Source organism: Paraburkholderia sp. SIMBA_027 (assembly GCF_046535315.1).
GTDB classification, from domain to species: Bacteria; Pseudomonadota; Gammaproteobacteria; order Burkholderiales; family Burkholderiaceae; genus Paraburkholderia; species Paraburkholderia tropica.
In genome coordinates this window covers 60,574-83,239 of sequence record NZ_JAWRWY010000003.1, presented here as the reverse complement: position 1 = coordinate 83,239, position 22,666 = coordinate 60,574, and the positions used below count along the sequence as shown (strand labels likewise).

20 protein-coding genes are annotated in these 22,666 nt (G+C 64.7%); 18 read left to right on the top strand and 2 right to left on the bottom strand.

Features of this window, described 5'->3' with window-relative positions; all coding sequences use genetic code 11:
• The first annotated feature begins 15 nt into the window (after window positions 1-15).
• From SB764_RS06000 to SB764_RS05975, 6 genes are all read left to right on the top strand, one after another.
• Window positions 16-345, top strand: coding sequence for a UxaA family hydrolase (locus tag SB764_RS06000; protein ID WP_065065682.1), 330 nt, complete (start codon window positions 16-18; stop codon window positions 343-345).
• 14 nt (window positions 346-359) lie between these two features.
• Window positions 360-1,706, top strand: a complete 1,347-nt coding sequence (locus tag SB764_RS05995; RefSeq protein WP_065065683.1) for a UxaA family hydrolase — start codon at window positions 360-362, stop codon at window positions 1,704-1,706.
• A gap of 78 nt (window positions 1,707-1,784) precedes the next feature.
• A complete protein-coding gene (locus SB764_RS05990) occupies window positions 1,785-2,834 on the top strand; it encodes an aldo/keto reductase (protein ID WP_183038988.1) in 1,050 nt (349 codons plus the stop codon).
• Window positions 2,831-3,700, top strand: coding sequence for an amidohydrolase family protein (locus tag SB764_RS05985; protein WP_410862943.1), 870 nt, complete (start codon window positions 2,831-2,833; stop codon window positions 3,698-3,700). The genes SB764_RS05990 and SB764_RS05985 overlap by 4 nt, the downstream gene beginning before the upstream one ends.
• Before the next feature lie 201 nt (window positions 3,701-3,901).
• A complete protein-coding gene (locus SB764_RS05980; RefSeq protein WP_176082047.1) occupies window positions 3,902-4,645 on the top strand; it encodes an SDR family oxidoreductase in 744 nt (247 codons plus the stop codon).
• Window positions 4,646-4,747: 102 nt separating this feature from the next.
• On the top strand, window positions 4,748-5,596 hold the full coding sequence (locus tag SB764_RS05975; RefSeq protein ID WP_176082048.1) for an ureidoglycolate lyase: 849 nt from the start codon (window positions 4,748-4,750) through the stop codon (window positions 5,594-5,596).
• Window positions 5,597-5,707: 111 nt separating this feature from the next.
• Here the strand turns inward: SB764_RS05975 and SB764_RS05970 are convergent, their stop codons facing one another.
• The gene (locus SB764_RS05970; RefSeq protein ID WP_410862941.1) at window positions 5,708-6,145 is read right to left on the bottom strand and encodes a PaaI family thioesterase; all 438 of its coding nucleotides are present in this window, start codon (window positions 6,143-6,145) and stop codon (window positions 5,708-5,710) included.
• Between the two features lie 277 nt (window positions 6,146-6,422).
• Here SB764_RS05970 and SB764_RS05965 point away from each other — a divergent pair, with 277 nt between their 5' ends.
• On the top strand, window positions 6,423-8,051 hold the full coding sequence (locus SB764_RS05965; RefSeq protein WP_176082050.1) for a methyl-accepting chemotaxis protein: 1,629 nt from the start codon (window positions 6,423-6,425) through the stop codon (window positions 8,049-8,051).
• An 82-nt stretch (window positions 8,052-8,133) separates the two neighbouring features.
• On the opposite strand, the gene SB764_RS05960 is transcribed toward SB764_RS05965, so the two are convergent.
• Complete coding sequence (locus SB764_RS05960) at window positions 8,134-9,240, bottom strand: AGE family epimerase/isomerase (protein WP_410862938.1); 1,107 nt, start codon at window positions 9,238-9,240, stop codon at window positions 8,134-8,136.
• Window positions 9,241-9,432: 192 nt separating this feature from the next.
• On the opposite strand from SB764_RS05960, the gene SB764_RS05955 reads away from it, so the two are divergent.
• From SB764_RS05955 to SB764_RS05905, 11 genes are all read left to right on the top strand, one after another.
• A complete protein-coding gene (locus tag SB764_RS05955; protein ID WP_065065691.1) occupies window positions 9,433-10,119 on the top strand; it encodes an MgtC/SapB family protein in 687 nt (228 codons plus the stop codon).
• 331 nt (window positions 10,120-10,450) lie between these two features.
• Window positions 10,451-11,377: a hypothetical protein gene (locus SB764_RS05950; protein ID WP_410862936.1), complete on the top strand. Its 927-nt coding sequence runs from the start codon at window positions 10,451-10,453 to the stop codon at window positions 11,375-11,377.
• Between the two features lie 226 nt (window positions 11,378-11,603).
• Window positions 11,604-11,759, top strand: coding sequence for a hypothetical protein (locus SB764_RS05945; RefSeq protein WP_167371389.1), 156 nt, complete (start codon window positions 11,604-11,606; stop codon window positions 11,757-11,759).
• Window positions 11,760-12,300: 541 nt separating this feature from the next.
• On the top strand, window positions 12,301-12,555 hold the full coding sequence (locus SB764_RS05940) for a PAAR domain-containing protein (protein ID WP_410862934.1): 255 nt from the start codon (window positions 12,301-12,303) through the stop codon (window positions 12,553-12,555).
• Between the two features lie 8 nt (window positions 12,556-12,563).
• Window positions 12,564-16,499: a type VI secretion system Vgr family protein gene (locus SB764_RS05935; protein WP_410862932.1), complete on the top strand. Its 3,936-nt coding sequence runs from the start codon at window positions 12,564-12,566 to the stop codon at window positions 16,497-16,499.
• On the top strand, window positions 16,492-17,370 hold the full coding sequence (locus SB764_RS05930; RefSeq protein ID WP_410862930.1) for a hypothetical protein: 879 nt from the start codon (window positions 16,492-16,494) through the stop codon (window positions 17,368-17,370). The genes SB764_RS05935 and SB764_RS05930 overlap by 8 nt, the downstream gene beginning before the upstream one ends.
• Before the next feature lie 107 nt (window positions 17,371-17,477).
• Entirely contained in the window at window positions 17,478-18,098 is a 621-nt protein-coding gene (locus tag SB764_RS05925) for a hypothetical protein (RefSeq protein WP_410862928.1), read from the top strand.
• A complete protein-coding gene (locus SB764_RS05920; protein ID WP_065065307.1) occupies window positions 18,095-18,364 on the top strand; it encodes a hypothetical protein in 270 nt (89 codons plus the stop codon). The genes SB764_RS05925 and SB764_RS05920 overlap by 4 nt, the downstream gene beginning before the upstream one ends.
• A gap of 500 nt (window positions 18,365-18,864) precedes the next feature.
• Window positions 18,865-19,479 carry a flavin reductase family protein gene (locus tag SB764_RS05915; RefSeq protein WP_065065308.1) on the top strand — a complete coding sequence of 205 codons (615 nt, stop codon included), beginning with the start codon at window positions 18,865-18,867 and terminating at the stop codon, window positions 19,477-19,479.
• A 115-nt stretch (window positions 19,480-19,594) separates the two neighbouring features.
• The gene (locus SB764_RS05910) at window positions 19,595-19,891 is read left to right on the top strand and encodes a hypothetical protein (protein WP_065065309.1); all 297 of its coding nucleotides are present in this window, start codon (window positions 19,595-19,597) and stop codon (window positions 19,889-19,891) included.
• 109 nt (window positions 19,892-20,000) lie between these two features.
• A complete protein-coding gene (locus SB764_RS05905) occupies window positions 20,001-22,586 on the top strand; it encodes a penicillin-binding protein 1A (protein ID WP_408583836.1) in 2,586 nt (861 codons plus the stop codon).
• Window positions 22,587-22,666: the final 80 nt, after the last annotated feature.

Below are 22,666 nucleotides of genomic sequence, written 5' to 3'. Positions count from 1 at the left end.
ACGCGGAGAGAGAACTTGAACAGCCGTTCCGGACACACCGATGCGCGCCTCATCCTGCTCGCCCCCGACGACAACTGCCTGATCGCCGCCGCGCGTCTCGCGGCGGGCGAGACGCTGGAGATCGAAGGCGAACGCGTGACGCTTGCGAAGACCATCGAACTGGGCCACAAGATCGCGCGGCGCGCGCTCGCGAAGGACGAAAAAGTGCTGCGCTACGGCGCGCGCATCGGCCACGTGACGGAGGACGTGGCGCGCGGCGCGCATCTGCATACGCACAACCTCGAAAGCGATTATCTGCCGACGTACACGCACGACGCGGGCCACGAGTTCGTGCCGCACCGCTAGCAAGGGACATTGCCATGACTTCATTCAACGCCGAAGCCGCGCGCGCCGATGCGCCGATGCTCGAAGGCTGGCCGCGCAGCGACGGCCGCAAGGGCATTCGCAACGTGGTCGCCGTGGCGTATCTGGTCGAGTGCGCGCATCACGTGGCGCGCGAGATCGTCGCGCAGTTTCGCGAACCGCTTTACGACGACGCGCACGCGTTCGACGATGCAGACGTTTCGCGCGCTTCGAAAGCATCGCACGAATCGAACGAATCGCCCGTGCATCTGATCGGCTTTCCGGGCTGCTATCCGAACAGCTATGCCGAGAAAATGATGACGCGCCTCACCACGCATCCGAACGTCGGCGCGGTGCTGTTCGTCTCGCTAGGCTGCGAGAGCATGAACAAGCATTATCTGGTCGAGCAGGTGCGCGCGAGCGGACGCCCCGTCGAAGTGCTCACGATTCAGGAAAAAGGCGGCACGCGCAGCACGATTCAATACGGCGTGGACTGGGTGCGTGGCGCGCGTGCAGAACTCGCGCAGCAAACGAAGGTGCCGATGCGGCTCGACGAACTCGTGGTCGGCACGATCTGCGGCGGCTCGGACGGCACGAGCGGCATCACGGCGAATCCGGCCGTGGGGCGCGCGTTCGATCATCTGATCGAGGCGGGGTCGGCGTGCATCTTCGAGGAAACCGGCGAGCTGGTGGGCTGCGAATATCACATGAAAAGCCGCGCGGCGCGGCCCGAACTCGGCGATGCCATCGTCGAATGCGTGGCGAAGGCGGCGCGCTATTACTCGATTCTCGGGCACGGTTCGTTCGCGGTCGGCAACGCGGATGGCGGGCTGACCACGCAAGAGGAAAAGTCGCTGGGCGCGTATGCCAAAAGCGGCGCGTCGCCGATTGTCGGCATCGTGAAGCCGGGCGACGTGCCGCCCACGGGCGGCCTGTATCTGCTCGACGTGGTGCCCGACGGCGAACCACGTTTCGGATTCCCGAATATCAGCGACAACGCGGAGATCGCCGAACTGATCGCCTGCGGCGCGCACGTGATTCTGTTCACGACGGGGCGCGGTTCGGTGGTGGGATCGGCGCTGTCGCCCGTCATCAAGGTATGCGCGAATCCGCTCACGTATCGCAATCTCGCGGGCGACATGGATATCGACGCGGGCCGCATTCTCGAAGGCCGCGCGACGCTCGACGAGGTGGGCCGCGAAGTGTTCGACGTTACGCTCGCGGTGGCGCAGGGTGCGCGTTCGAAGTCGGAATCGCTCGGGCATCAGGAATTCATTCTCACGTACAAGACCTTCGAGCCGGTCGGCCCCGCGTGTCTGCCCGCGAATGCGCGCGTGCCGGTGCATGTGGCGGTCGAGCATTGAAGCGGGCTTTGAAGCGGGCTTTGAATCGCGTTTCGAATCGAACAGGGCATTGATCGGCGACTTCTGGAGACGAGCCGCATGACGCAGGCATTTCATCCGCAGGTGACGCAGCGTCGGCGCATCGGGCGCACGACGCTCGAAGTGAGCGCGCTGGGTCTGGGCACCGCGCCGCTCGGCGGCCTGTATCGCGATCTCAGCGAAGACGAGGCGCGCGCAACCGTCGACGCCGCGTGGAGCGCGGGCGTGCGCTACTTCGACACCGCGCCGCACTACGGCCATACGAAGGCGGAGCATCGACTCGGCGACGCGCTGCGCCGTTATCCGCGCGAGGCCTACGTGCTGTCGACCAAGGTCGGGCGCCGTTTCGTGCCGCGCACGCACGCGTATGACGGCAGCGAAGGCTGGCAGAATCCGCTGCCGTTCGAGGCGATTTACGACTACACGCGCGACGGCATTCTGCGTTCGTTCGAAGATAGCCAGATGCGTCTGGGTATCGTCGATATCGACATGCTGCTCGTGCACGACATTGGCCGCTTCACGCACGGCGAGCGCAACGCGCATTACTGGCGGCAACTGAGCGAGGGCGGCGGCTTTCGCGCGCTCGACGAATTGCGCGCGTCGGGTGCGGTGAAGGCGATCGGTTTCGGCGTAAACGAGCGCGAGGTGATCCTCGACGCGATGCGCGAATTCGATATCGATTGCGCGCTGCTCGCGGGCCGCTACACGCTGCTCGAACAGCAACCGCTCGACGATCTGCTGCCCGCGTGCGTCGAGCGCGGCGTGAGCATTCTGCTCGGCGGCGCGTTCAATTCGGGCATTCTCGCGCGCGGTGTGGCCGGCGATCGCAAGTTCAATTACGGCGACGCGCCGGCCGAAGTGGTGGAGCGCGTGGCGCGGCTCGAAGCGGTGTGCGGCTCGTTTGGCGCGCCGCTCGCGGCGGCGGCCTTGCAGTTTCCGTATGCGCATCCGGCCGTGGCGACGGTGCTCACGGGCGCGCGCAGCGCGGCGGAATTGCAGGAGAACGTGGCGTCGTTCGAGACGGCGCTGCCGCGCGAGCTTTGGCTTGCGTTGCGCGACGAGGGGCTTATCGACGCGCGTGCGCCGCTGCCGACGCAGGTCGCATCATGAGCGAGCACGTCTGGCACGAAGCGATCGACGCGCATCAGCATTACTGGGACCCGGCGCGCGGCGATTACGGCTGGCTCACGCCGGAGTCGCGCACGCTTTATCGTCCGTTTTTATCCGCCGATCTCGCGCCGTTGCGCGCCGCGTGCGGCGTCGCGCGCACGGTGCTCGTGCAGGCGGCGCAGACCGTCGAGGAAACGCGCTGGCTGCTGCACCTCGCGCGCGACGACGCGTCGATTGCGGGCGTCGTGGGCTGGGTGCCGCTCGACGACGCGCGCGCGCCCGCGTTGATCGCCGAACTCGCGCGCGAGCCGAAACTGCGCGCCGTGCGCCCGATGCTGCAAGACCTGCCCGATGACGACTGGATCGCGAACGCCGATACCGCCCGCGCCATCGACGCGCTGATCGCCCACGACCTCGCCTTCGACGCGCTGATTTTCACGCGCCACGCGCGCGCGCTCGAAACATTTCTCGCACGGCATCCGGCGCTGCGCGTGGTGATCGATCACGGCGCGAAGCCGCCGATTCGCGACGGCGGCGCGGCGTCGCCTGGCTACGCGGCGTGGTCGCATGCCATCGCGCGGCTCGCGCGCTTTCCGCAGGTGTTTTGCAAGGTGTCCGGGCTCGCGACCGAAGCCGCGCCGGGCTGGCGCGACGACACGCTGCGTCCGTGGATCGCGCATTTGCTCGCCTGCTTCGGCGCGCGCCGCCTGATGTGGGGCAGCGACTGGCCGGTGCTGAACCTCAACGGCGACTACGCGCGCTGGCACGACTGCGCGCAGCATCTTTTCGCGGATCTCACCGACGACGAGCGCGCCGCGATCTTCGGCGGCAACGCGGCGGCGTTTTATCGTCTCGATCACGGTTGAAACTGGCTAGAGGCTGACCTAAGGCTGGCGGCAATCTGGCGCGAGGCTGTCTCGCGCGCCGCGCCGATCCAGCCGGTTAGAAAACATCCGCGCAAATCGCATGATGGGCGTGCCTCTGGCCATAATGGCCGTTTGCGGCATCGCCTCGATCGGGCTTCATCTTCGGCTTCATATCAATCGCGCTTTCTTTGGGAGTGGCAGATGGGACAACGACTGGCCGGCAAGACGGCCTTGATCACCGCGGCGGGCCAGGGCATCGGCTACGCGGCCGCCGAACTGTTCGCGCGTGAAGGCGCCCGCGTCATCGCGACCGACCTGCGCATCGACGCGCTCAAGACGCTGCCGGTCGAGGCGCGCAAGCTCGATGTGCTCGACGCCCCCGCGATTCGCGCGCTCGCCGAGGAAATCGGCCAGGTCGACGTGCTGTTCAATTGCGCGGGCTACGTGCATGCGGGCTCGATTCTGGAAGCGAGCGAGGAAGACTGGGATTTCGCCTTCGATCTGAACGCCAAGGCCATGTACCGCACGATTCGCGCGTTTTTGCCCGCGATGCTGGAGGCGGGCGGCGGCTCGATCATCAACATGTCGTCGGCGGCGTCGAGCGTGAAGGGCGTGCCGAACCGCTTCGTCTACGGCGCGTCGAAGGCGGCTGTGATAGGGTTGACGAAGGCCGTGGCCGCCGACTTCGTGACGCGCGGCATCCGCTGTAACGCGATTTGTCCCGGCACGGTGGCCTCGCCCTCGCTGGAGGAGCGCATCGCCACGCAGGCGTCGGCGCAGGGCACCACGGTCGATGCGGCGCGCGCCGCGTTTGTCGCGCGCCAGCCGATGGGCCGCGTCGGCAAGCCCGAGGAAATCGCGGCGCTCGCGCTCTATCTGGCCTCGGACGAGTCGGGTTTCACGACCGGCCAGGCGCATGTGATCGACGGCGGCTGGTCGAACTAGTCCGCGGCCGCCGCGGCGCCAGCTATTCGCGCGCGACGCCAGTAAGCCGCGCGCAGGACACCAGAGACAACAGAGACACCCAAGAGACAAGGAACGCTCACGATGAAACTGCTCCGCTACGGCCCCAAGGGCCACGAAAAGCCCGGTCTGCTCGACGCCGAAGGCCGCATTCGCGCGCTCTCGGGCGCGATCGCCGACATTGCCGGCGACGTGCTTTCCGACGCGGGCCTCGCGCAACTGCGCACGATCGATCCCGAAACGCTGCCGCTCGTCGAAGGCAATCCGCGTCTCGGTCCGTGCGTGGGCCACATCGGCAAGATGGTGTGTATCGGCCTGAACTATGCCGATCACGCCGCCGAATCGAACATGCCGGTGCCGGGCGAGCCCGTGGTGTTCAACAAGTGGACGAGCGCGATCGTCGGCCCGAACGACGACATCGAGATTCCGCGCGGCTCGGTCAAGACCGACTGGGAAGTGGAACTGGGCGTGGTGATCGGCAAGCCCACGAAGAACGTGAGCGAGGCCGAGGCGCTGAATCACGTGGCGGGCTACTGCGTGATTAACGACGTGTCGGAGCGCGAGTGGCAGATCGAGCGCGGCGGCCAGTGGGACAAGGGCAAGGGGTTCGATACGTTCGGCCCGACCGGCCCGTGGCTCGTGACGCGCGACGAGGTGCCCGATCCGCAGAATCTCTCGCTGTGGCTCGAAGTGGACGGCCATCGCTATCAGAACGGCAACACGCGCACGATGATTTTCACGGTCGCGAAGCTGGTGTCGTATCTCTCGCAGTGCATGAGTCTGCAACCGGGCGACGTGATTTCGACCGGCACGCCGCCGGGCGTGGGCATGGGCGTGAAGCCGAACGCGGTGTATCTCAAGCCGGGACAGACGGTGCGCCTCGGCATCGAAGGTCTGGGTGAGCAGACGCAGAAGACGCGCGCCGCCGAATGACGGCGAACGTGTAGTCGCCGCACCTCGGGCGACAAGCAAACGGCCGCGGGTGATCCGCGGCCGTTTTTCTTTCGGCGCGGTAAGGCGTGCCGCGCCGATGGCGTCATGGCGTCAGGCAGGATGGCCGTTGTTGTCGCCGTTCTCGCCCATGCGGTTGATGGTGCCTTGCGCGAGCGCCACCAGCCGCTCGCCGCCGTCCTCCATCACGAACACGCTGCACTGGCAGGTGGCCTGCTGACGCCCCGCGTGCACCACGCGCGCCCGCGCGATGAGCGTGCCGCCGAGCGCCGGCCGCAGATAGTTGATCTTGTATTCGCCCGTCACCACGCGCGGCCCGAGCGCCAGCGCGCCGGCGAACGTGAGGGCGTTGTCGGCGAGATAGCTGATGACCCCGCCGTGCACGAACCCGTGCTGCTGCTTGAGTTCGTCGCGCACGAGCAGGCGCAGCGTGAGTTCGTCGGCGCCGACGTGCATCAGCTCCGTACCCAGCAACACGCTGAACGGCTGCGCGTGCAGCGCGCCGCGCGCGCGATCCACCAGATCTGTCATCACTGTCCCCTGGGCCCGCGCCCCGTGGTTTCCTAACCACTCTAGGAAGCGTCTTGCGGCGGCGCAAGGTAAATCGGAGGGTCGACCCCCGATATTGTTGCGAAAAACAGCGTCAATGATCTGGCGGTTTTTTCTGCAATGCTGAATTGCGCGTTTGACGCGGAAATTTCATGAAACTGGCCTTAATACAACGTTTGCCAGGCCGTAAACGCAGTGCGGGCGCGAGCGATCACATGCGCGCGCCGAACCTACTCACTGCCATACCAGGGTGTTCAAGATGTTCAGCAAGATCAAGGTCGCATCCGGCCTGCTATGTGTTCTCGTCGCGTTCTGCGTGCTCCAGCTCGTGACCGAAGGGCTCGGTTTCTGGGCGCTGACCCGCACGCACGACGACGTGAAGGACCTCTCCAAGGTGGCGCTGCGCCAGGCGAGCGCCGCCAACGACATCACGCAGCGACTGATGGACGCGCGCATCAACCTGTCGCGCGCGGGCACCCGCCTGATTCGCGGCGGCGCGGCGCCGACGGAAATGATCGGCCACGCGAACGAGCAGCTCACGGCCGCCGAGCAGTCGTACGCGCAGCTGAGCGCCGTCGAGTCGATCAACGATGAAGATCGCGCGCGCGTGGCCGCGCTCGGCCAGCGTTATCAGGTCTATCACAAGGCGCTCGCCGAACTCGTGGACGACCTCAACGCGAACAACATCCAGGCGTTCCTCGACCAGCCGACGCAGTCGTATCAGGACGCCTACCTCGCCGAACTGCAGGCGTTCACGCGCTTTACGTCCGCCGCGAGCCACGCGTCGCTCGATTCGATCGACACGCGCCTCGCGGTGTTCCAGACCGTCGGCATCATCATTCTGCTCGGGCTGATCGCGCTGGCGACCGGCGTGCATTACGCGCTGCGCCGCGGCGTGGTCGCGCCGCTCGAGGAAGCGGGCCGTCACTTCGACCGCATCGCGCGCGGCCGTCTGGACGAAGTCATCGTGGCGCGCGGCGACAATGAAATCGGCCGCCTTTTCCGCGGTCTTTCGATGATGCAGGCGAGCCTCGCGCGCACGGTGCATACGGTGCGCGAGACCGCCGGCTCGATCAACGTGGGCGCCGACGAAATCGCGACCGGCAACGCCGATCTGTCGGCGCGCACGGAATCGCAGGCCGCGTCGCTCGAAGAAACGGCGGCCAGCATGGAAGAGCTGACCGGCACGGTGCGCAACACGGCCGACAACGCCCGCGAGGCGAACCAGCTCGCCGAAGCGGCGCTCGACGCCACGTCGCGCGGCAGCCATGTCGTGGGCGAAGTGGTCGAGCGCATGCACGGCATCGCGAAGAGTTCGGACAAGATCGCCGAGATCATCGGCGTGATCGACGGCATCGCGTTCCAGACTAACATCCTCGCGCTGAACGCCGCCGTGGAAGCGGCGCGCGCGGGCGAGCAGGGCCGCGGCTTCGCGGTCGTGGCGGGCGAAGTGCGCGGCCTCGCGCAACGCAGCGCGCAGTCGGCGAAGGAAATCAAGACGTTGATCAGCGAATCGGTTTCGCAGATTCGCGGCGGCGCGGAGCTGGTCGAGCGCGCGGGCGAATCGATGCGCGAAGTGTCGGCGTCGATCTCGCGCGCCACGCAGATGATGGCGGGGATCAGCGCGTCGTCGCTCGAACAGAGCGCGGGCATCGATCAGGTGAACACGGCCGTTTCGCAGATGGACCAGATGACGCAGCAGAACGCCGCGCTGGTCGAGGAAGCGGCGGCGGCGGCTTCGTCGCTGCATCAGCAGACGCGTCAGCTCGCGGATGCCGTGGCGGCGTTCGAAATCTCGCCTTCGGTGCTGGCGGAAGGCCGTGCGCTGGCGCCGATGGCGTCGCGCGCGGAGCCCTCGGGCATGGCGGCGATGGCCGGGGCGTATTGATCGTTGGATCGACCGCCGCCTTTCGGGTGGCGGTGCATCGAAACCAGCACAACGGCGCGGTCTCACCGCGCCGTTGTCGTTTTCAGTCCCGCGGCAGCGCCTGATACGCTGTCAGCAAGTGATACGGCGTGGTCGACGGCATGTCCGCGCGCGCGACCGCGCCGCTCGCGTCGCGGCATTCCACCCAGCCCTGCGGCGTGAGAAAGCGCTGCTCGAACTTCCCGATCTGCTCGCCGAGCGTTGCGCGCGCAACGGACTCGCCGTGCGTGGCGATCGCGCGCAGATACTCCGTTTGCGCCCAGATGCGCTGGGTGGCGTCGATCACGCGGCCGTGTTCGTCGGTGGCGGCGGCCACGGCGCCCGTGACCGGGTCCACGCCGTGCTTCACCGCGAAGTCGAACGCGCGCCCGAGCGCTTCCTGCAGGCCCGAAGCGCCGAGGCGCGCCGCACCGGCCTGAGCCGCGAGCCAGAACCACTCGAACTGATGACCGGGCTCCAGGCGATTGTCCGCCGTGCCCAGCGGCAGCTCCGCGATACAGCCCGTGGGCGCGTGCAGGAAGCTGCGCGCCACGGCTTCGACGAGCCGCGTAATGGCCGTGTCGAAGGCGGCGTCGCCAGTCGCCTCGCGGGCCACGAGCCAGGCTTCGGTAAGATGCATCAGCGGGTTCTGCACCGGCGTGCCGGTGACCGTGGCGAACGAGGCGTCGAGCGCGCCGTTGAGCAGGCCGTCGTGGGCGGCGAAGCGCTCGACGATCAGCGACGAGGTCTCGCGCGCCGTGTCGAGCGCCTCCATCACGCCGAAACGCTGGCCGTACGCCGAGCACGCGAACACCACGAACGCATGCGTATAGAGGTCCTTCGTGGTGTCGAGCGGCGCGCCGTCCGGATCGACGCTATAGAACCAACCGCCGCGCGCGCGGTCCTGAAAGGTGTGGCGTAGCGAATCGAACAGCGTGTGCGCGTGCGCGGCGTCGCCGTTCTGCGAGAACACGAAGAGCTGGCGCGCGCAGGCCATGGCGCGATAGCGCGTGTCGGGCAGCGGCGCGGCGTGGCCGTCGCGCACGGCGAGCGCTTCGTGCGGCAGACGCAGCGCCGTGTTGAAACCGGGGCCGCGCCACAACGGCAGCACGACGCGGTCGAAATGATTGCGCAGGCTGGCTGCGCCGGTAGCGGTGTTCATAGATTGCATAGGCGCGCAAGGAGGCGCGCAGAGCCGGACAGTGTCCGCGATTGTACGCCCCGGCCACGGCGTCTCGAAGATTGGGCCGGGCAGGTGGAGCAGGCTGCGGTGCGCCGCGGCAATACCAACACAGGGCGGCCCGCGCGCGATGCAGGAAGTCGCGCAGCGGAGCGCGCCCACGACGTAACGGAGAGCAACATCATGATCAATAACTGGGAAATCATTGCGCGCCTCGTGATGGCGGCGCTGCTGGGCAGCGTGATCGGCTTCGAGCGCGAACGCCTCTCGTGGGCCGCCGGGCTGCGCACGCACATGCTCGTGTGCGTGGGCTCGGCGCTTATCATGATCGTCTCGGCATTCGGTTTCGCGGACGTGCTCAACAGCGACCACGTCGTGCTCGACCCGTCGCGGATGGCGGCGCAGGTCGTCTCGGGCATCGGCTTCCTGGGGGCGGGCTCGATCCTTTTGCGCGGCGAGATCGTGCGCGGGCTGACCACGGCCGCGAGCCTCTGGTCCGTGGCCGCCATCGGCCTCGCGGTGGGCGGCGGGCTCTATACGGCGTCGATTGCGGCGACCGTGATCATCCTCATCATCCTCGCGGGCATCAAGCCGCTCGAACGGCGCTTCATCACGTTCCGGCAGCGCCGCCGCATCTCGCTACTGGTCGATCGCGGCGCGCTCACGTTCCATTCGCTGCACGACGCGCTGGGCGTGTCGAGCCCGCGCGTCAAGCAGTTCGTGGTGCAGCAGAGCGACGACTCGCCCGAACTCGACGAGGTGATGATCGTGCTGAGCCGCGTCTCGTCGCCCGAATATGCATCGATCTGCGAGGCGCTGAAGAAGCTGCAGGTGGTGAGAGAGTTCCGCGAGGACGGACCGCAAAGCTGATCGAACGCATGCGTCACGCATGTTTCATATTGGCCAGGGGGACAGGGCGAACGTTTGCGGATAAGATGGCTGCCCATGGGCGCGCGACCAACGAGACCACGTGCGCCCGAGGAGCGAGCGCGGCTGTCGCACTGCGGCCAGGCGGGACGGCCGTGCGACGCGAGTGTCAATAAGATGCAAGCCCTGTCGTTGATCCATGGCCGAATCCGTCAATCAAGCAGACAACGGACTGTTGAGTCCCGAGCGCGCGTCACGCAGCGCGCCTTCCCGTCGCCGGACCCCGGCGCCATCCCTCGAATCCCCCGACCCGCAAGCGCCCGACGCGCGCGAAGTGAGCACGCTCGACCTGTTCGGCGATAGCCCGGACGACGGTTTGGCATCGGCTGAGGCCCATTCGGCGTCTCCGGATGCCGGGGACCTGCGCGAGCCGCGTCTGTCGCCCGCGCCCGCCGCACGGCGCGCCGCGCGCCAGAAAGCGCCGGTCATGCCGACGCCGGAAGGCGACGAGGCGACCGGAGCGGGCGCGTTTGGCATGGAAGGGGCGAGAGTCGAGCCGGTGTTTGCGGCGGCTCCAGCTGTGTCCGAGGCTGCGGTGGCCGAGACGCCGGCGCCTCTGTCCGCGCCTGCCGAGCCGTTCGACTTCGCGCCGCCTGTGCCTTCCGTTTTGTCTCCTGCGCCCGATTTGTCTGCATCGTCGGAACAAGCCGAGCCGCAGGCCAAACCGATGACGCCCGGCTGGGAGCCGTTCGTGCCATTTGCCGCAGCGACGGGCGGTTCAGCATCGGGTTTCGAACCCGCCGCGAAATTTGAAAGCGCCGCGCACCCCGAACCCGCGCTGACCGCCTCGCTCGCCGACACCGTCGCGACGCTAGGCGCGCAGGCGCGCCGCACGAAGTGGATGCTAATCGTGGCGGTCGCGGCGCTGGTCGTCACGGTGCTCGTGGCGATTGCGCAAACGCTGATGATCGCGACGCTGTCGTCCGATTCGCTGGCGCAGCAGCAGCGCATCGAGGTGCTGATGCAGAAGCAGCAGGCTTCGCTGGACGCCATGTCGGCGCAGCTCGCCGCCGCAGCGGCAGCTCCGGTCGCCGCAATCGCGCCGCCTGCTCCGGTTGCCGCCCCGGTCAGCAAGCCGGTTGCGCCCGCCGAGCCGCGTCACGTCAAGCGCGCGGCGAAGCCGACCGAGCGTGCCGCCGAACACGCCGCGACCAAAAGCAAGACCAAAGCGCACGCGCATTCCCAGCAGACCTCGCGCTAGGCTCGTTCGCGGCTGAATCGTTTCGACCCCCTAAATCACAGGATGCCTATGTGTTGCCTTGATGCAACGCATAGGCTGTGAACGCGTGTCTGCGACGCGCTGCCGCGGTTTTTTTGCTGCATTGCACTAGCGCTAGCCTAGGGAAAACCCTATAATCGGTTTGGTCAGGGAAAACCCTTAAATTGATCTGGGAAATCCCTTAAACGCCAACCAACCGGGAGTCGCAATGAGCTATATCCTCGCACTGATCCAAAAGGTGAGCGACCTCTTCGCGTCGCCGTATCTGCCGATGGATGCTGACTATTCGTACGCAGCGCGTCACCGCGAAGCCGAACGCATCCGCCGCTCGCAGTACACGCCTTTCGGCCTGCCGCGCGACTAAGTCGACCGGACCGAAGGCAATCGAGGCGCAGCGCATGGCGCGGTAACACGTCGCCGTCCGCAGTACGCGCCTCATCCGCACCGAATACGCCGAACAAGGCCGGCTCTCGAAAGAGAGTCGGCCTTGTTGCGTTGGGGCTTGGCGCAATGCTCGGAGCAATGTCCAGGCAAGCGCCGGACGCGCGTGGGATGCAGCGCAGGTTTTTGCTTTGGCGACAAAGGGTTGTGTCATCTGCTCCGGTGTTATCAACAGGGCTGTGAACAAAAACTGGGGATAAGTCTTCCGCGATTGCGCTGAACTACCGTTGCGCCGGCAGTGTTGATCGATCCGTTCTCTTGCGGCGCGAAGTGCCAGCAAGTCGGCTTGTTCGCTCGTGTCGCAGAAAGAATTTGGATAGCGAACGATCCCGGGATCCTGGCCCAGATCAAAACGCCCCCAAACCAGGCACCGCGCATTCGCTATTCGGATTGCTCTCATATCGCCCCTGTTATCCCCCATGCGCCAATGCGTGTTTAGTGGATTTCACGGAAAGCAACGGCAGATGAGAGACGACATAACGGGGCGCGAAGTCGCCCGCCTGGGCGACGCCACGGATCATGGCGGCGAGGTCATCGAAGCCGCGCCGAATCTGCAACACCACGGCGTGCCGGTGATGCTCGAAGGGCATCGGGTGCGCTGTCCGAAGTGCGGCGGCGACTATCCGGGGAAGGCATCGGGCTCGCGCACGCATAACGGCGTGAAGGTGATGTTCATCGGCGACACAACCGCGTGCGGTGCCACGCTCATCAGGGCGTGAGGCATTTCATGCAAAACCACAGCGATTTCAGCCGGGAACGCTATCGTGCTCCCGAGCGGCCGATGGAGATCGACGGCGCGGCCATTCCGCGATTCACACCGCTCACACCGCGCGAGGACTGGTACTGGCGTCTGAACCCCACCGTGCCGCAGAAGGAAGTGACGCATTCCCTGCTGGTCCCCATCAGCCTGAAGGGTACGGAGTCAGTCGGCGGCCTTTTTCACTACACCGTGCGCGCAAAAACCGATCTGCGCGCGCCATGGACGCTCGACACCGCGCTTGATCTCGACGCAATCGTCGGCACCGAGATCACGGTGTTCATCGACATTCCCGGACGTGGCACGTTCATTCCCGGCATGCCAGGCGATACGGGGCGGGGCAACATCGGCTTTCACGTGCGCGAAATTACCGGGCGTGTGAGCACCGCGCGCTTCATCGAGCGTAACGACCGGGTGATGGTCTACGAATTCGTGCTGGAGCCGACGCTGAAGCAGGCGTCGATGGGGCAGAACTATCGCGTTTTCCAGAACAAAACAGTGATCGATGCGATCCGCGAACTGCTGGCGGACTACCCGGTATCGATTGACTGGCGTGTCGGGGGGCCGATCCACGGCGAACACTATCCCGTGCGCGACCTGCAACGACAGCACTTCGAAACCGACTTCACATGCTTCATGCGCTGGTGCGAGCGCGCGGGTCTGTTCTTCTGGTTCGAGCATTCGGAAGGATTCCACCGCCTCGTTATCGCGGACACGATGGGCGCGTTCCAGCAGCACGGCGAGGCCTACAGGACGCTGCGCTACGCGCCGGGTGAGAACCGCGTGGACGAGGAGTGCATCGAGTGGCTGGAGCTGGACAGTCACTGGACCGAGGGCAAGGTGACGGTCGTAGACCACGATCCCATGGCACCGCGCCTGCGGCGCTCCAACACCCCCTTGCGGGAGACTGACCACGATCCCCGCGAGACAGCGGAGGCGGATCAGGAGTTCTATGAGTACGGCGTAAACGTGAGCCAGCCCTTGCAAGGTGCGATGGGGCTCAACGGCAGGCCGCTCGATAACGATGAGCAGGCGCGGCAGGCGGCGATGGTGCGCATGCAGTCCATCCGTTGCCAGGGGGTGCGCATCCGGGGTTCGGGTCATCTTCGGGGCCTGCGTCCGGGCTACACCTTCGAGCTGACGGAACATCCGCTCGCCACGGTCAATCAGGAATGGCTGGTCTTGTCGATGAAGCTCGATATCGAGTGCAACGACCAGGCGAGCGGCACGGAACAGGCCTTTCGCTGCGACTGCGAATTCGAGGCACAGCCCGCCAAAGGCTGTCACTTCCGCCTGCCGATTGTCACGCCGTGGCCGGTGATTGGTGCCGAGCGGGCAATCGTGACCGGCCCCGAAGGAAGTGAACTCTGGACGGACGCCCAGGGGCGTGTCTGCGTGCAACTCGTCGCTGACCGGCAGGGAAAATACGACAACGACTCGTTCATCTGGCTATGGCCCGCGCAGCCCTGGCAGAACGGCCGGGCGTCCTCGGTGTTCCTGCCGCGCATCGGCAGTGAAGTGGTGGTGGAGCACATCAACGGCAACCCCGACATGCCCTACGTTGCGGGCGGGCTGGGGAACAGGGACAATCCGCCGCCCTGGGACCTGGCGAAAAACATGTGGCTGACCGGCATCCGCACGAGGGAGTCCGGTGGAAGCGGCTCGAACCATCTGGTGTTCGATGACACCCACGGCAAGCAGCAGGTGCAGCTTGCGACTGATTTCGCAATGAGCAGCATTAGCTTGGGCAATCACCACCGCGTTGCCGGTGACGAAGGGCGACAGGACGCGCGCGGCATCGGGGTTGAGCTGCGCACGGACGCTTTCATGGCGTTGCGCGCGGCGCTCGGTGGCATGTTCACCACGTTCGCGCGTCTGCTGGCGAAGGGCAAGATCAAGGAGAACGGTGAAGCGGTTGCGCTGCTGACGGCGGCGCGCGACATCCACGAAAACGCGGCGCAACTCGCGCAGCAGCGCGGCGCACAGGAGCCGGGGCGCGATCAGAGCGACGCCGTGACAGCGATCAAGACCGCGAACGATGAGCTGCGCGGCAGCGCGAATCCGCGCGCGGGCGCGGATGATTTCCCTGAATTCGAGCGGCCTCACCTGCTGCTCGCGAGCGCGGCGGGCATCCAGGCGGCGGCGACCGACGACCTGCACCTGTCGAGCGGGCGGCATCTGGCGGCAAGCGCCACGGGTCACGTGTCGCTTGCGGCGGGCAAGTCGTTGCTGGTGTCGGTGCTGGAGAAGATTGCCTTCTATGCACAGGAGACCATCCGGCTGATATCGACCGGGCCGGTCCATGCCGAGTCGCGCAACGGCACGATGACGCTGATGTCGCAGGATGACATGACGGTAACGAGCACCCAGGGGCGTGTCGACATCAATGCGCCGAAGGGGATCAATCTCCGCTGCAACAACACGCTTGTGAGCCTGCGACCGGATGGGTTCTACGTCTACACCAACGGACAGCATCTGATTCACGCGGCAGGACATGCGACAGCGGACGCGCAAGGTCAACCGGTACAGTTTCCGGTGACGCCGGACAGCCCTGGAAAATACGCGCTGCATCCAGTGCTGGTGGAGCACGGCGGCGGATTCGCGATTGCCAATCAGCCTTACCGCATGACGCTCGATGATGGCCAGGTCATAACCGGTACGACAACCGAACACGGCGAATTGAGCGTCGTAACGAGTAACGCAGTCACGTTTGGCACGATCGATTTTCACTCTCAAAGTGAACCCGAGAACGTCATCGGCATGGCGAGCGTGACTATTTCGCGCGATGCCGCCGCCCCTGTGCCCGCTCAGATATCGGAATTGCCGCTGCGAACGGCGGCGGTCGGCGGAAAGACGATCAACACGCCATCAGAAGCCGCAACGACTCAGGGCAAACCACCCGTATTCCTGACGTGTGATCCGATGAATTTCGGCCTGCGTACGAGCCGATATGCAGCTAAGCCGCGCACAACGATAGTCCCGCGCGATCCGGGTTACTCCACATCTATTGAATATCCGGTCGCGAAAACGTACGCCCTCACTGTAAAGGAAAAGCTTGCTGCAATTGACTGGAAAGGGCTTGCAGGAAAGCCGTTAGCGGATATGCAAAACGCGATCGTTCCAGCCATGCAAGATGCGCTGTGGAGCGCCTTGCAAACTGGCCCGTTCGGATTGCCACCGAAAACACTAAACGGTGGGGGTGCCATGCCGGGAATTAAAATTGTTGATAGAGAAGCAGCCAAAGGCTACAACATGCTCTCCGACGTTACGGCCTCTTTTGTATCGCCATCGTGGGTAATGGCGATATACGACAATTTTATTAACAAAATCATCGGATACGCGCTGGATGATGATAAGGCGTATTTTGAGGGGTCGAAATGTGGACTCACAAATGCCCTTTATCATGAATCGCGGCATTGCCAGCAGATATTCTGGATGGTATCGCTTTTCACTACCTATCCCGGCGACTACTCGAAATACTCGCAAATTGGAAAATATTTTTCAAACACTATAAACAACGACGTTTTCCTATTGGCATCAAAAACAAAATTTCCCAATGATGACCGTGTTCGCGTTGGAATGCACGCGCTATTGATGTTTTACTACTACTGGCAAATCACAGAAATGCGCGATAAGCCGGGTTACACATATGTCAACGAGGATTTTGACAATGTTGAAAAAGCCGTGTGCGAGATTCGCAACATTACGCCCGAGCTTGCGAAGAAGATGGCCCCGCATAAAACTGGTTACTACACGCACTTACACGAAGAGGATGCGTATGCAACGAGCGAGCCAGTTGATTCTTATTGGATTAACGCAAATACTTTGTTTATGCGTGAACCAAGCCTGTGCACAGAAAAATACTCCATCAATCTTACCCAACTCGGAGCCAAGGGAGATGGCTAATACCATAGTTCAGAATCGGAAAGCAGCGATTTTCGATATGCTCGACAAGGGTATGGGAATTATGCGCGAAGACAAAGCAGTGAATTTATCCGATCCAATATTCGGGAAGCTTCACTTAACCAATGGCGATGCTGGAGACCCACGTAAAGAGTACGTGTACCGCACCTCCGAATTGCCAGGCGTCGACGTTATATTAGCCGTTGGCGATGATCCGTTGAACTATTCAGATGATCGAATGAAAGTAGCAATTGTCCCGCGCGTGTTCGAATTGAATTTCATATCATCTAACGTCAGAATTGACATAGAGCCATCATTAATAAAGACGCAACTGGATTTGTCGGATTATAGGATTGATTTTGATGGATCACGGACCTATGGCAATGATCTTGGAGCCGGGTTGCCTCAGTACCCGCTACTGCACAGGTATCGATACCGTGCCAACGAAAGTGCGTACAGCCGGTTTCCTGTTGACGTTGAGCTAACGTATGGGGATGCTGATCCAACCGACCCAAACAGCCGGCGGATACTGATGAGCATTCACATTTCCCGTGCTTATCCGTACCTCACGCCCGAAATGCGCAAGCAGAAGCGCGAAGAGGAACGGCTCAAGAAGCGTGAGAAGTACGGCTACATGAACCTCTGCACAGGGGGCGTCTGCCCGGAAACCGGCTATTGGGAGGGCTGGACGAAGGAGTCCGGACCCACCGATATCCTGCGCATCGAGAAGGGGCAGAAGTTCGACGCGGTACGCACCGTACCGCTGACCACAGACCGTTCGTCCTGCCCGATGGTCCCAGGGCAATGGATGTGGCTGTGCTCGCTGGAGGAAGCGCGCGGCTTCCAGTGGAAGGGCTTCACGCTTAACGGATAATCGACCGGCACTCCGACCAGGCAGGGGTGCAACGTCAATCATGAGGATGACGAACAATGATAGGGGCGAGTGGCCACGCAGACGGGCACACACCATATTTCACTGACATGCCGCTGTGGACAGTGGTTTGCGAAAGCAGGATCTATGACGGAAAGGAGAATTTCGGGTTCAGGGCACTGGATACCGAGTTCGGACCAGCGGTCTCCTGCTTTCTTTCACCGCTTCACCTGCTGATTGATCTCATGCTTGCCGGTGCGAGCAGCATGGGAACCTACACGATCATCAACGCATCAGACGCACCCAGGTGCCTTTTCAGGCGGCGTGACGGGCTCGGCCTGGTCGCAAACCTGCGCTTCGGCTGGCCCGCAGTAAACGGCTGCATCGTGCGGGAAGCCGATGGGAGTCCCGCAAGCGCTTCGCTGGTTGTCGAGCGCCCACTGACCCAGGCGAACCGCTTTGAAGTCGATTCTCGCGGAATGCTGCTGCTCGACAGCGTTCATGAACGCGCGGGCCTGTTCGCATGGCGCGACACCAACAGACAGGTGCTCGACTGGAATATCGAGAAGGTGAACGTTACGGTGCGCGCCGCCGTGAACTCGATACAGCTTGCCGAGGTGGGCGTGGAACATTGCAACCAGTTCGCGCTGTTTGATCCCGAGGCGAGGCAGTGGCATCTGGTGGACCTTCCTCCAGACACCACGGTTTTCGGCAAAGGAGCGGCCAGATGAATTTCAGGGTGAAATCGGAAGAAGCCGTGCTGGCGGAAGTCCTCCGTGCCATGCGCGAGGGCGAGCGGTATCACTCGCATCAGGAGGCGGCGCTGACGGGCAACAGCACGTCGTCGGTTCGGACCGTGCTGAGGCTCGCGCTGGCGCGTCGTGAAGTGGAGCAGCACACGCAGGCGCTGCGAGGCGGTACGAACATCTATTCCCTGCGCACACCTGAACCTGACGGGGGAGCTCTGCTGCTGAGTAGCGGCTCCGGCCCGAACTGAAGTGGGAGAATGACGGGCAACAGTTAAGGCAGCTCTGCATGACGGCTACGCGCCGATGACGTACCAAAATCACAGGGTGTGATTTTTTGCGGGGGCCGGGGAATGGAACGCTGCTTCCGTTGTGTGCGTGCGATGCAGCATTGACGGGCATTCCGTCTGGTAACTGACTCGACATCTGTTTCGAAAAATTGACTGGGGCATCGGCGTTGTGTTGGATTTTAGACACAGCGGATGTCTAATAGGTAGGCGAGATCTCCTCACGGGCGGCCTAGCTGCTGCACTGCCGGATTAGGAAACCGTTGGGTGAATAGACGAACGGAAGCTCCGGTGCAAAAATCTCTTTCTCTACTTCCGCCTGCCGAGCCTTGCGGAACGGACTTGAGCTATGCCCGACCGACTTTAGACACGGAGTTGTGAACAAAATCTGTGGATAAGCCCCGCCCAGCAAGGCCCGCCCCGTCGTGTCATAGTGTGGGCCGCATCAAACCCGCCACACGACCATGTCCGACACCTACTTCTACGACCCCGCCGCCGGCCACGGGCTGCCGCACGATCCGTTCAAGGCGATCGTCGCGCCGCGTCTGATCGGCTGGATCTCGAGCCGTTCGCCCGAAGGCGTGCTCAACCTCGCGCCCTACAGCTTCTTCGGCGCGTTTTCCTCGTTTCCGTCGATCATCGGATTCAGCAGCGAGGGCCGCAAGGACAGCATCGCCAACATCGAGGCGACGGGCGAATTCGTCTGGAATCTCGCCTCGCGTCCGCTGGCCGAGCAGATGAACCGCAGTTCCGCGCCCGTCGCCGCCGACGTCGACGAATTTGCGCTTTCGGGCCTCACGCCCGCGCCGGGCCGCAACGTGGCGGTGCCGCACGTCGCCGAATCGCCGGCCGCGCTCGAATGCAAGCTGCTGCAGGTCATCCGCCTGCACACGCTCGACGGCACGCCGATGGACAACTGGCTCGCGCTCGGCCAGGTGGTCGGCGTGCATATCCAGCAGCGCTTCCTGAAGGACGGCCTGTTCGACACGCACGCCGCCCAGCCGATCATGCGCGCGGGCTATCGCGCCGACTACGCGCAGATCGGCGAGATGTTCCAGATGGTGCGCCCCAAGGCCTGAGCCTGAAGCTGAACCCGGGCCCGGTTCGGCGGCGGGACCGCCCCGCATTGCCCCTGCCGCCGCCCGCGCCGATAATGGCCGCACCGTCCATCGCGCGGCGCGCGGGAGGTTCGCCATGCAATCACCGACCGGATCGGTCGTCGCACTGAGTTCGGCCGCGTCGACGATGTTCTCGATCGGCATCGTCTTCCTCGGATATTGGGGCTTGCACGAGCCCACGCCGTGGCGGATCGCCGACCGCATGGTCGTCGTGATCGCGCTGGCGGGCTTCGCCTGTCTCGCGAGCGTGCCGTGGCTCGCCACCTCGCCCGCGCCGCCCGGCGACGAAACGCGCTTTCTGCTGGCCCGGCGTGTCTTTCTCGCGGGCGCGCTGGCGGTCTGGATGGCTATCGCGCTGTCGCTGATTTTCTGAGCGCACGGGTTCGCGCCCCTCACCGCGGCCCCGCCCGCAGGCCCGATGAAAGCCGCGTCCGGCAGTTTTGGTACGATGCACGCTTTGCCAGCCGACCCCGAAGCCCCGCGTGAAGCGTTCCGTGCCGTTCATCCGCGACCTCGTCGCGAAGTTGTCCTCCCGTCTCCAGCCCGCTGCGGCGAGCGTCTGCGCCTTCGCGCGTCCGCGCCTCGCGCGCGGGCTGCATCACCTGCGCCATCCGACGCGGCGCGGCGTGCTGTTCGCCATCGGCGCGCTGCCGGCGGCCATGCTGCTCTACGTGCTGGTGCTGATTCCGTTCACGCCCAGCATCGGCGACATCCGCAAGGCGCGCGTCGACCGGCCGGCGCAGATTCTGTCGGCGGACGGCAAGGTGCTCGCCGAATTCAAGCCGTCGAACCGCGAATGGGTGCCGCTCGCCCAGATTTCGCCGCACATGGTCGACGCACTGATCTCGACCGAAGACCACCGCTTCTACGAGCATCACGGCATCGACTTCAAGCGCACGGCGGGCGCGGCGCTGCACACCTTCTCGGGTGACCGCCAGGGCGGCTCGACCATCACGCAGCAGCTCGCGCGCAATCTCTATCCCGACGAAATCGGCCGCGCGCCCACGCTCACGCGCAAGATCAAGGAAGCGATCACGGCCTTCAAGATCGAGGCCGTCTACAGCAAGCCGCAGATTCTCGAAACCTATCTCAACACGGTGCCGTTCCTGTACAACGCGTTCGGCATCGAGATGGCGGCGCGCACGTACTTCGGCGTGTCGGCGGATCAGCTCACGGTCCTCCAGGCCGCGACGCTCACCGGCATGCTCAAGGGCAACGCCTACTACAACCCGGTGATCAATCCCGAGCGCGCGCTCGCGCGCCGCAACACCGTGCTCGGCCAGATGGTGAAGTACGGCAAGCTCACGCCGGCGCAGTCCGCGACGCTCTCGAAGCAGCCGCTGCGCCTCGACTTCGAGCGTCAGACCGAGCCGCCCGGACCCGCGCCGCACTTCGCGCAGCAACTGCGCAAATGGCTGATCGCGTGGGCCGACCGCAACGACTACAACATCTATTCCGATGGCCTCGTCGTGCACACGACGATCGATTCGCGTCTGCAGGCGATGGCGACGGCCGCGCTCAAGCAGCACGCGAACCAGTTGCAGGGCATCGCGAACGGCGCGTGGAGCGGCCGTAACGGCTGTTCGGCGAGCAACGATCTGTTCAAGACCTTCATGCGCGAAACGCCCGACTACAAGAGCGCGCGCGACGCCGGTGCGAACGACGACGACGCGCTCAAGCAGCTCGCGGCCAACCGCACGTTCATGCGCGCGCTCTGCAAGGACAAGACCGACGTGCAGGCCGGTTTCGTCGCGATCGATCCGCGCGACGGCCAGATCAAGGCGTGGGTCGGCAGCCGCGACTTCCAGGACGAGCCGTTCGATCACGTGCAGCAGGCGCGCCGTCAGCCGGGCTCGACGTTCAAGGCCTTCGTGTACGGCGCGGCCTTCGCGAACGGCGCGAAGCCGACCGACACGGTCATCGACCAGGCGGTGGAAATGCCGCTCGAAGGCGGCGAAATCTGGCGTCCGAACGACGACGTGCCGCCCAGCAACAAGCCGATGACGCTGCGCGACGCGCTCGCGTTCTCGCGCAACCGCATCACCGCTCAGGTGATGCAGGCGGTGGGGCCGGACAAGGTCGCGCGTCTCGCGCGTGCGATGGGCGTGCGCGACAGCCAGCTCAACGCGGTGCCGTCGCTCGCGCTCGGCACGAGTCCGGTCACGCTCAAGGAAATGGTCTCGGCGTACAGCACCATCGCGAACGACGGCGAGTATCTGGAGCCGCGCATGGTCACGAGCATCGAGGACAGCAAGGGCGAGGTGCTCGCGCAGTTCGGCAGCGCTTCGCCCGAGCGCGCCTTGTCGGCGTCGGCGGACCGCACGCTGCTCGACACGATGCGCGACGTCGTGAATCGCGGCACGGGTTCGAGCATCCGCACGCGCTTCGGCATTCGGGCTGACGTCGCGGGCAAGACCGGCACCACGCAGGACAACGCGGACGGCTGGTTCATCCTCATGGACCCGCAACTGGTGGCGGGCGCGTGGGTCGGTTTCGACGACGGCCGCGTGACGCTCAACAGCGACTACTGGGGCCAGGGCGCGCGCAGCGCGCTGCCGATCGTCGGCGACTTCTTCCAGCGCGCGTTCCGCTCGCGCATCGTCGATCCGCATGCGCGCTTCGACACCGAAGTGACGCCGGGCGCGTTCGAGCAGTTCCGCGACAAGCTCAAGGCGTGGATGGATACGCTGTTTGCGTCGAAGGAAAAGGCCGAGGCGCCGCGCCCGGGTACGCCGATCAAGCGTGCGCCCGAGCCTGCGCCGGAGCCCGCCGAAGTGCCGCCGTCGAGCGGCGTGGCGGCGGCTTCGTCGGCGTCGTCGGCTTCGGCGATCGCGCCGGCGTCGGCGGCTGCCGCGTCGGATGCGGCGCGCGCGGCGGCGATTCTCAACGGCACTGCGCCGCAAACGCCGTCGTCGAGCGAGCCGCCGATTCTCGGGCCGTCGGGCGCGTCGCAGCAATTGCCGCCTTATCCGCCGCAGGAGCCCTCGCTCGCGCCGACGCCCACGCCCGACGATTCCGATTCGAGCGGCGGCGCGCCCGCTCAGTACACGCCGCCGCAGAACAATTGACGATCTGACCAGGCGGTTCGCGCCGCGCGTCCGCACACGATGAAGCGGACGCGCCGCGCAAAGCCACCGCGCCCGGCTCG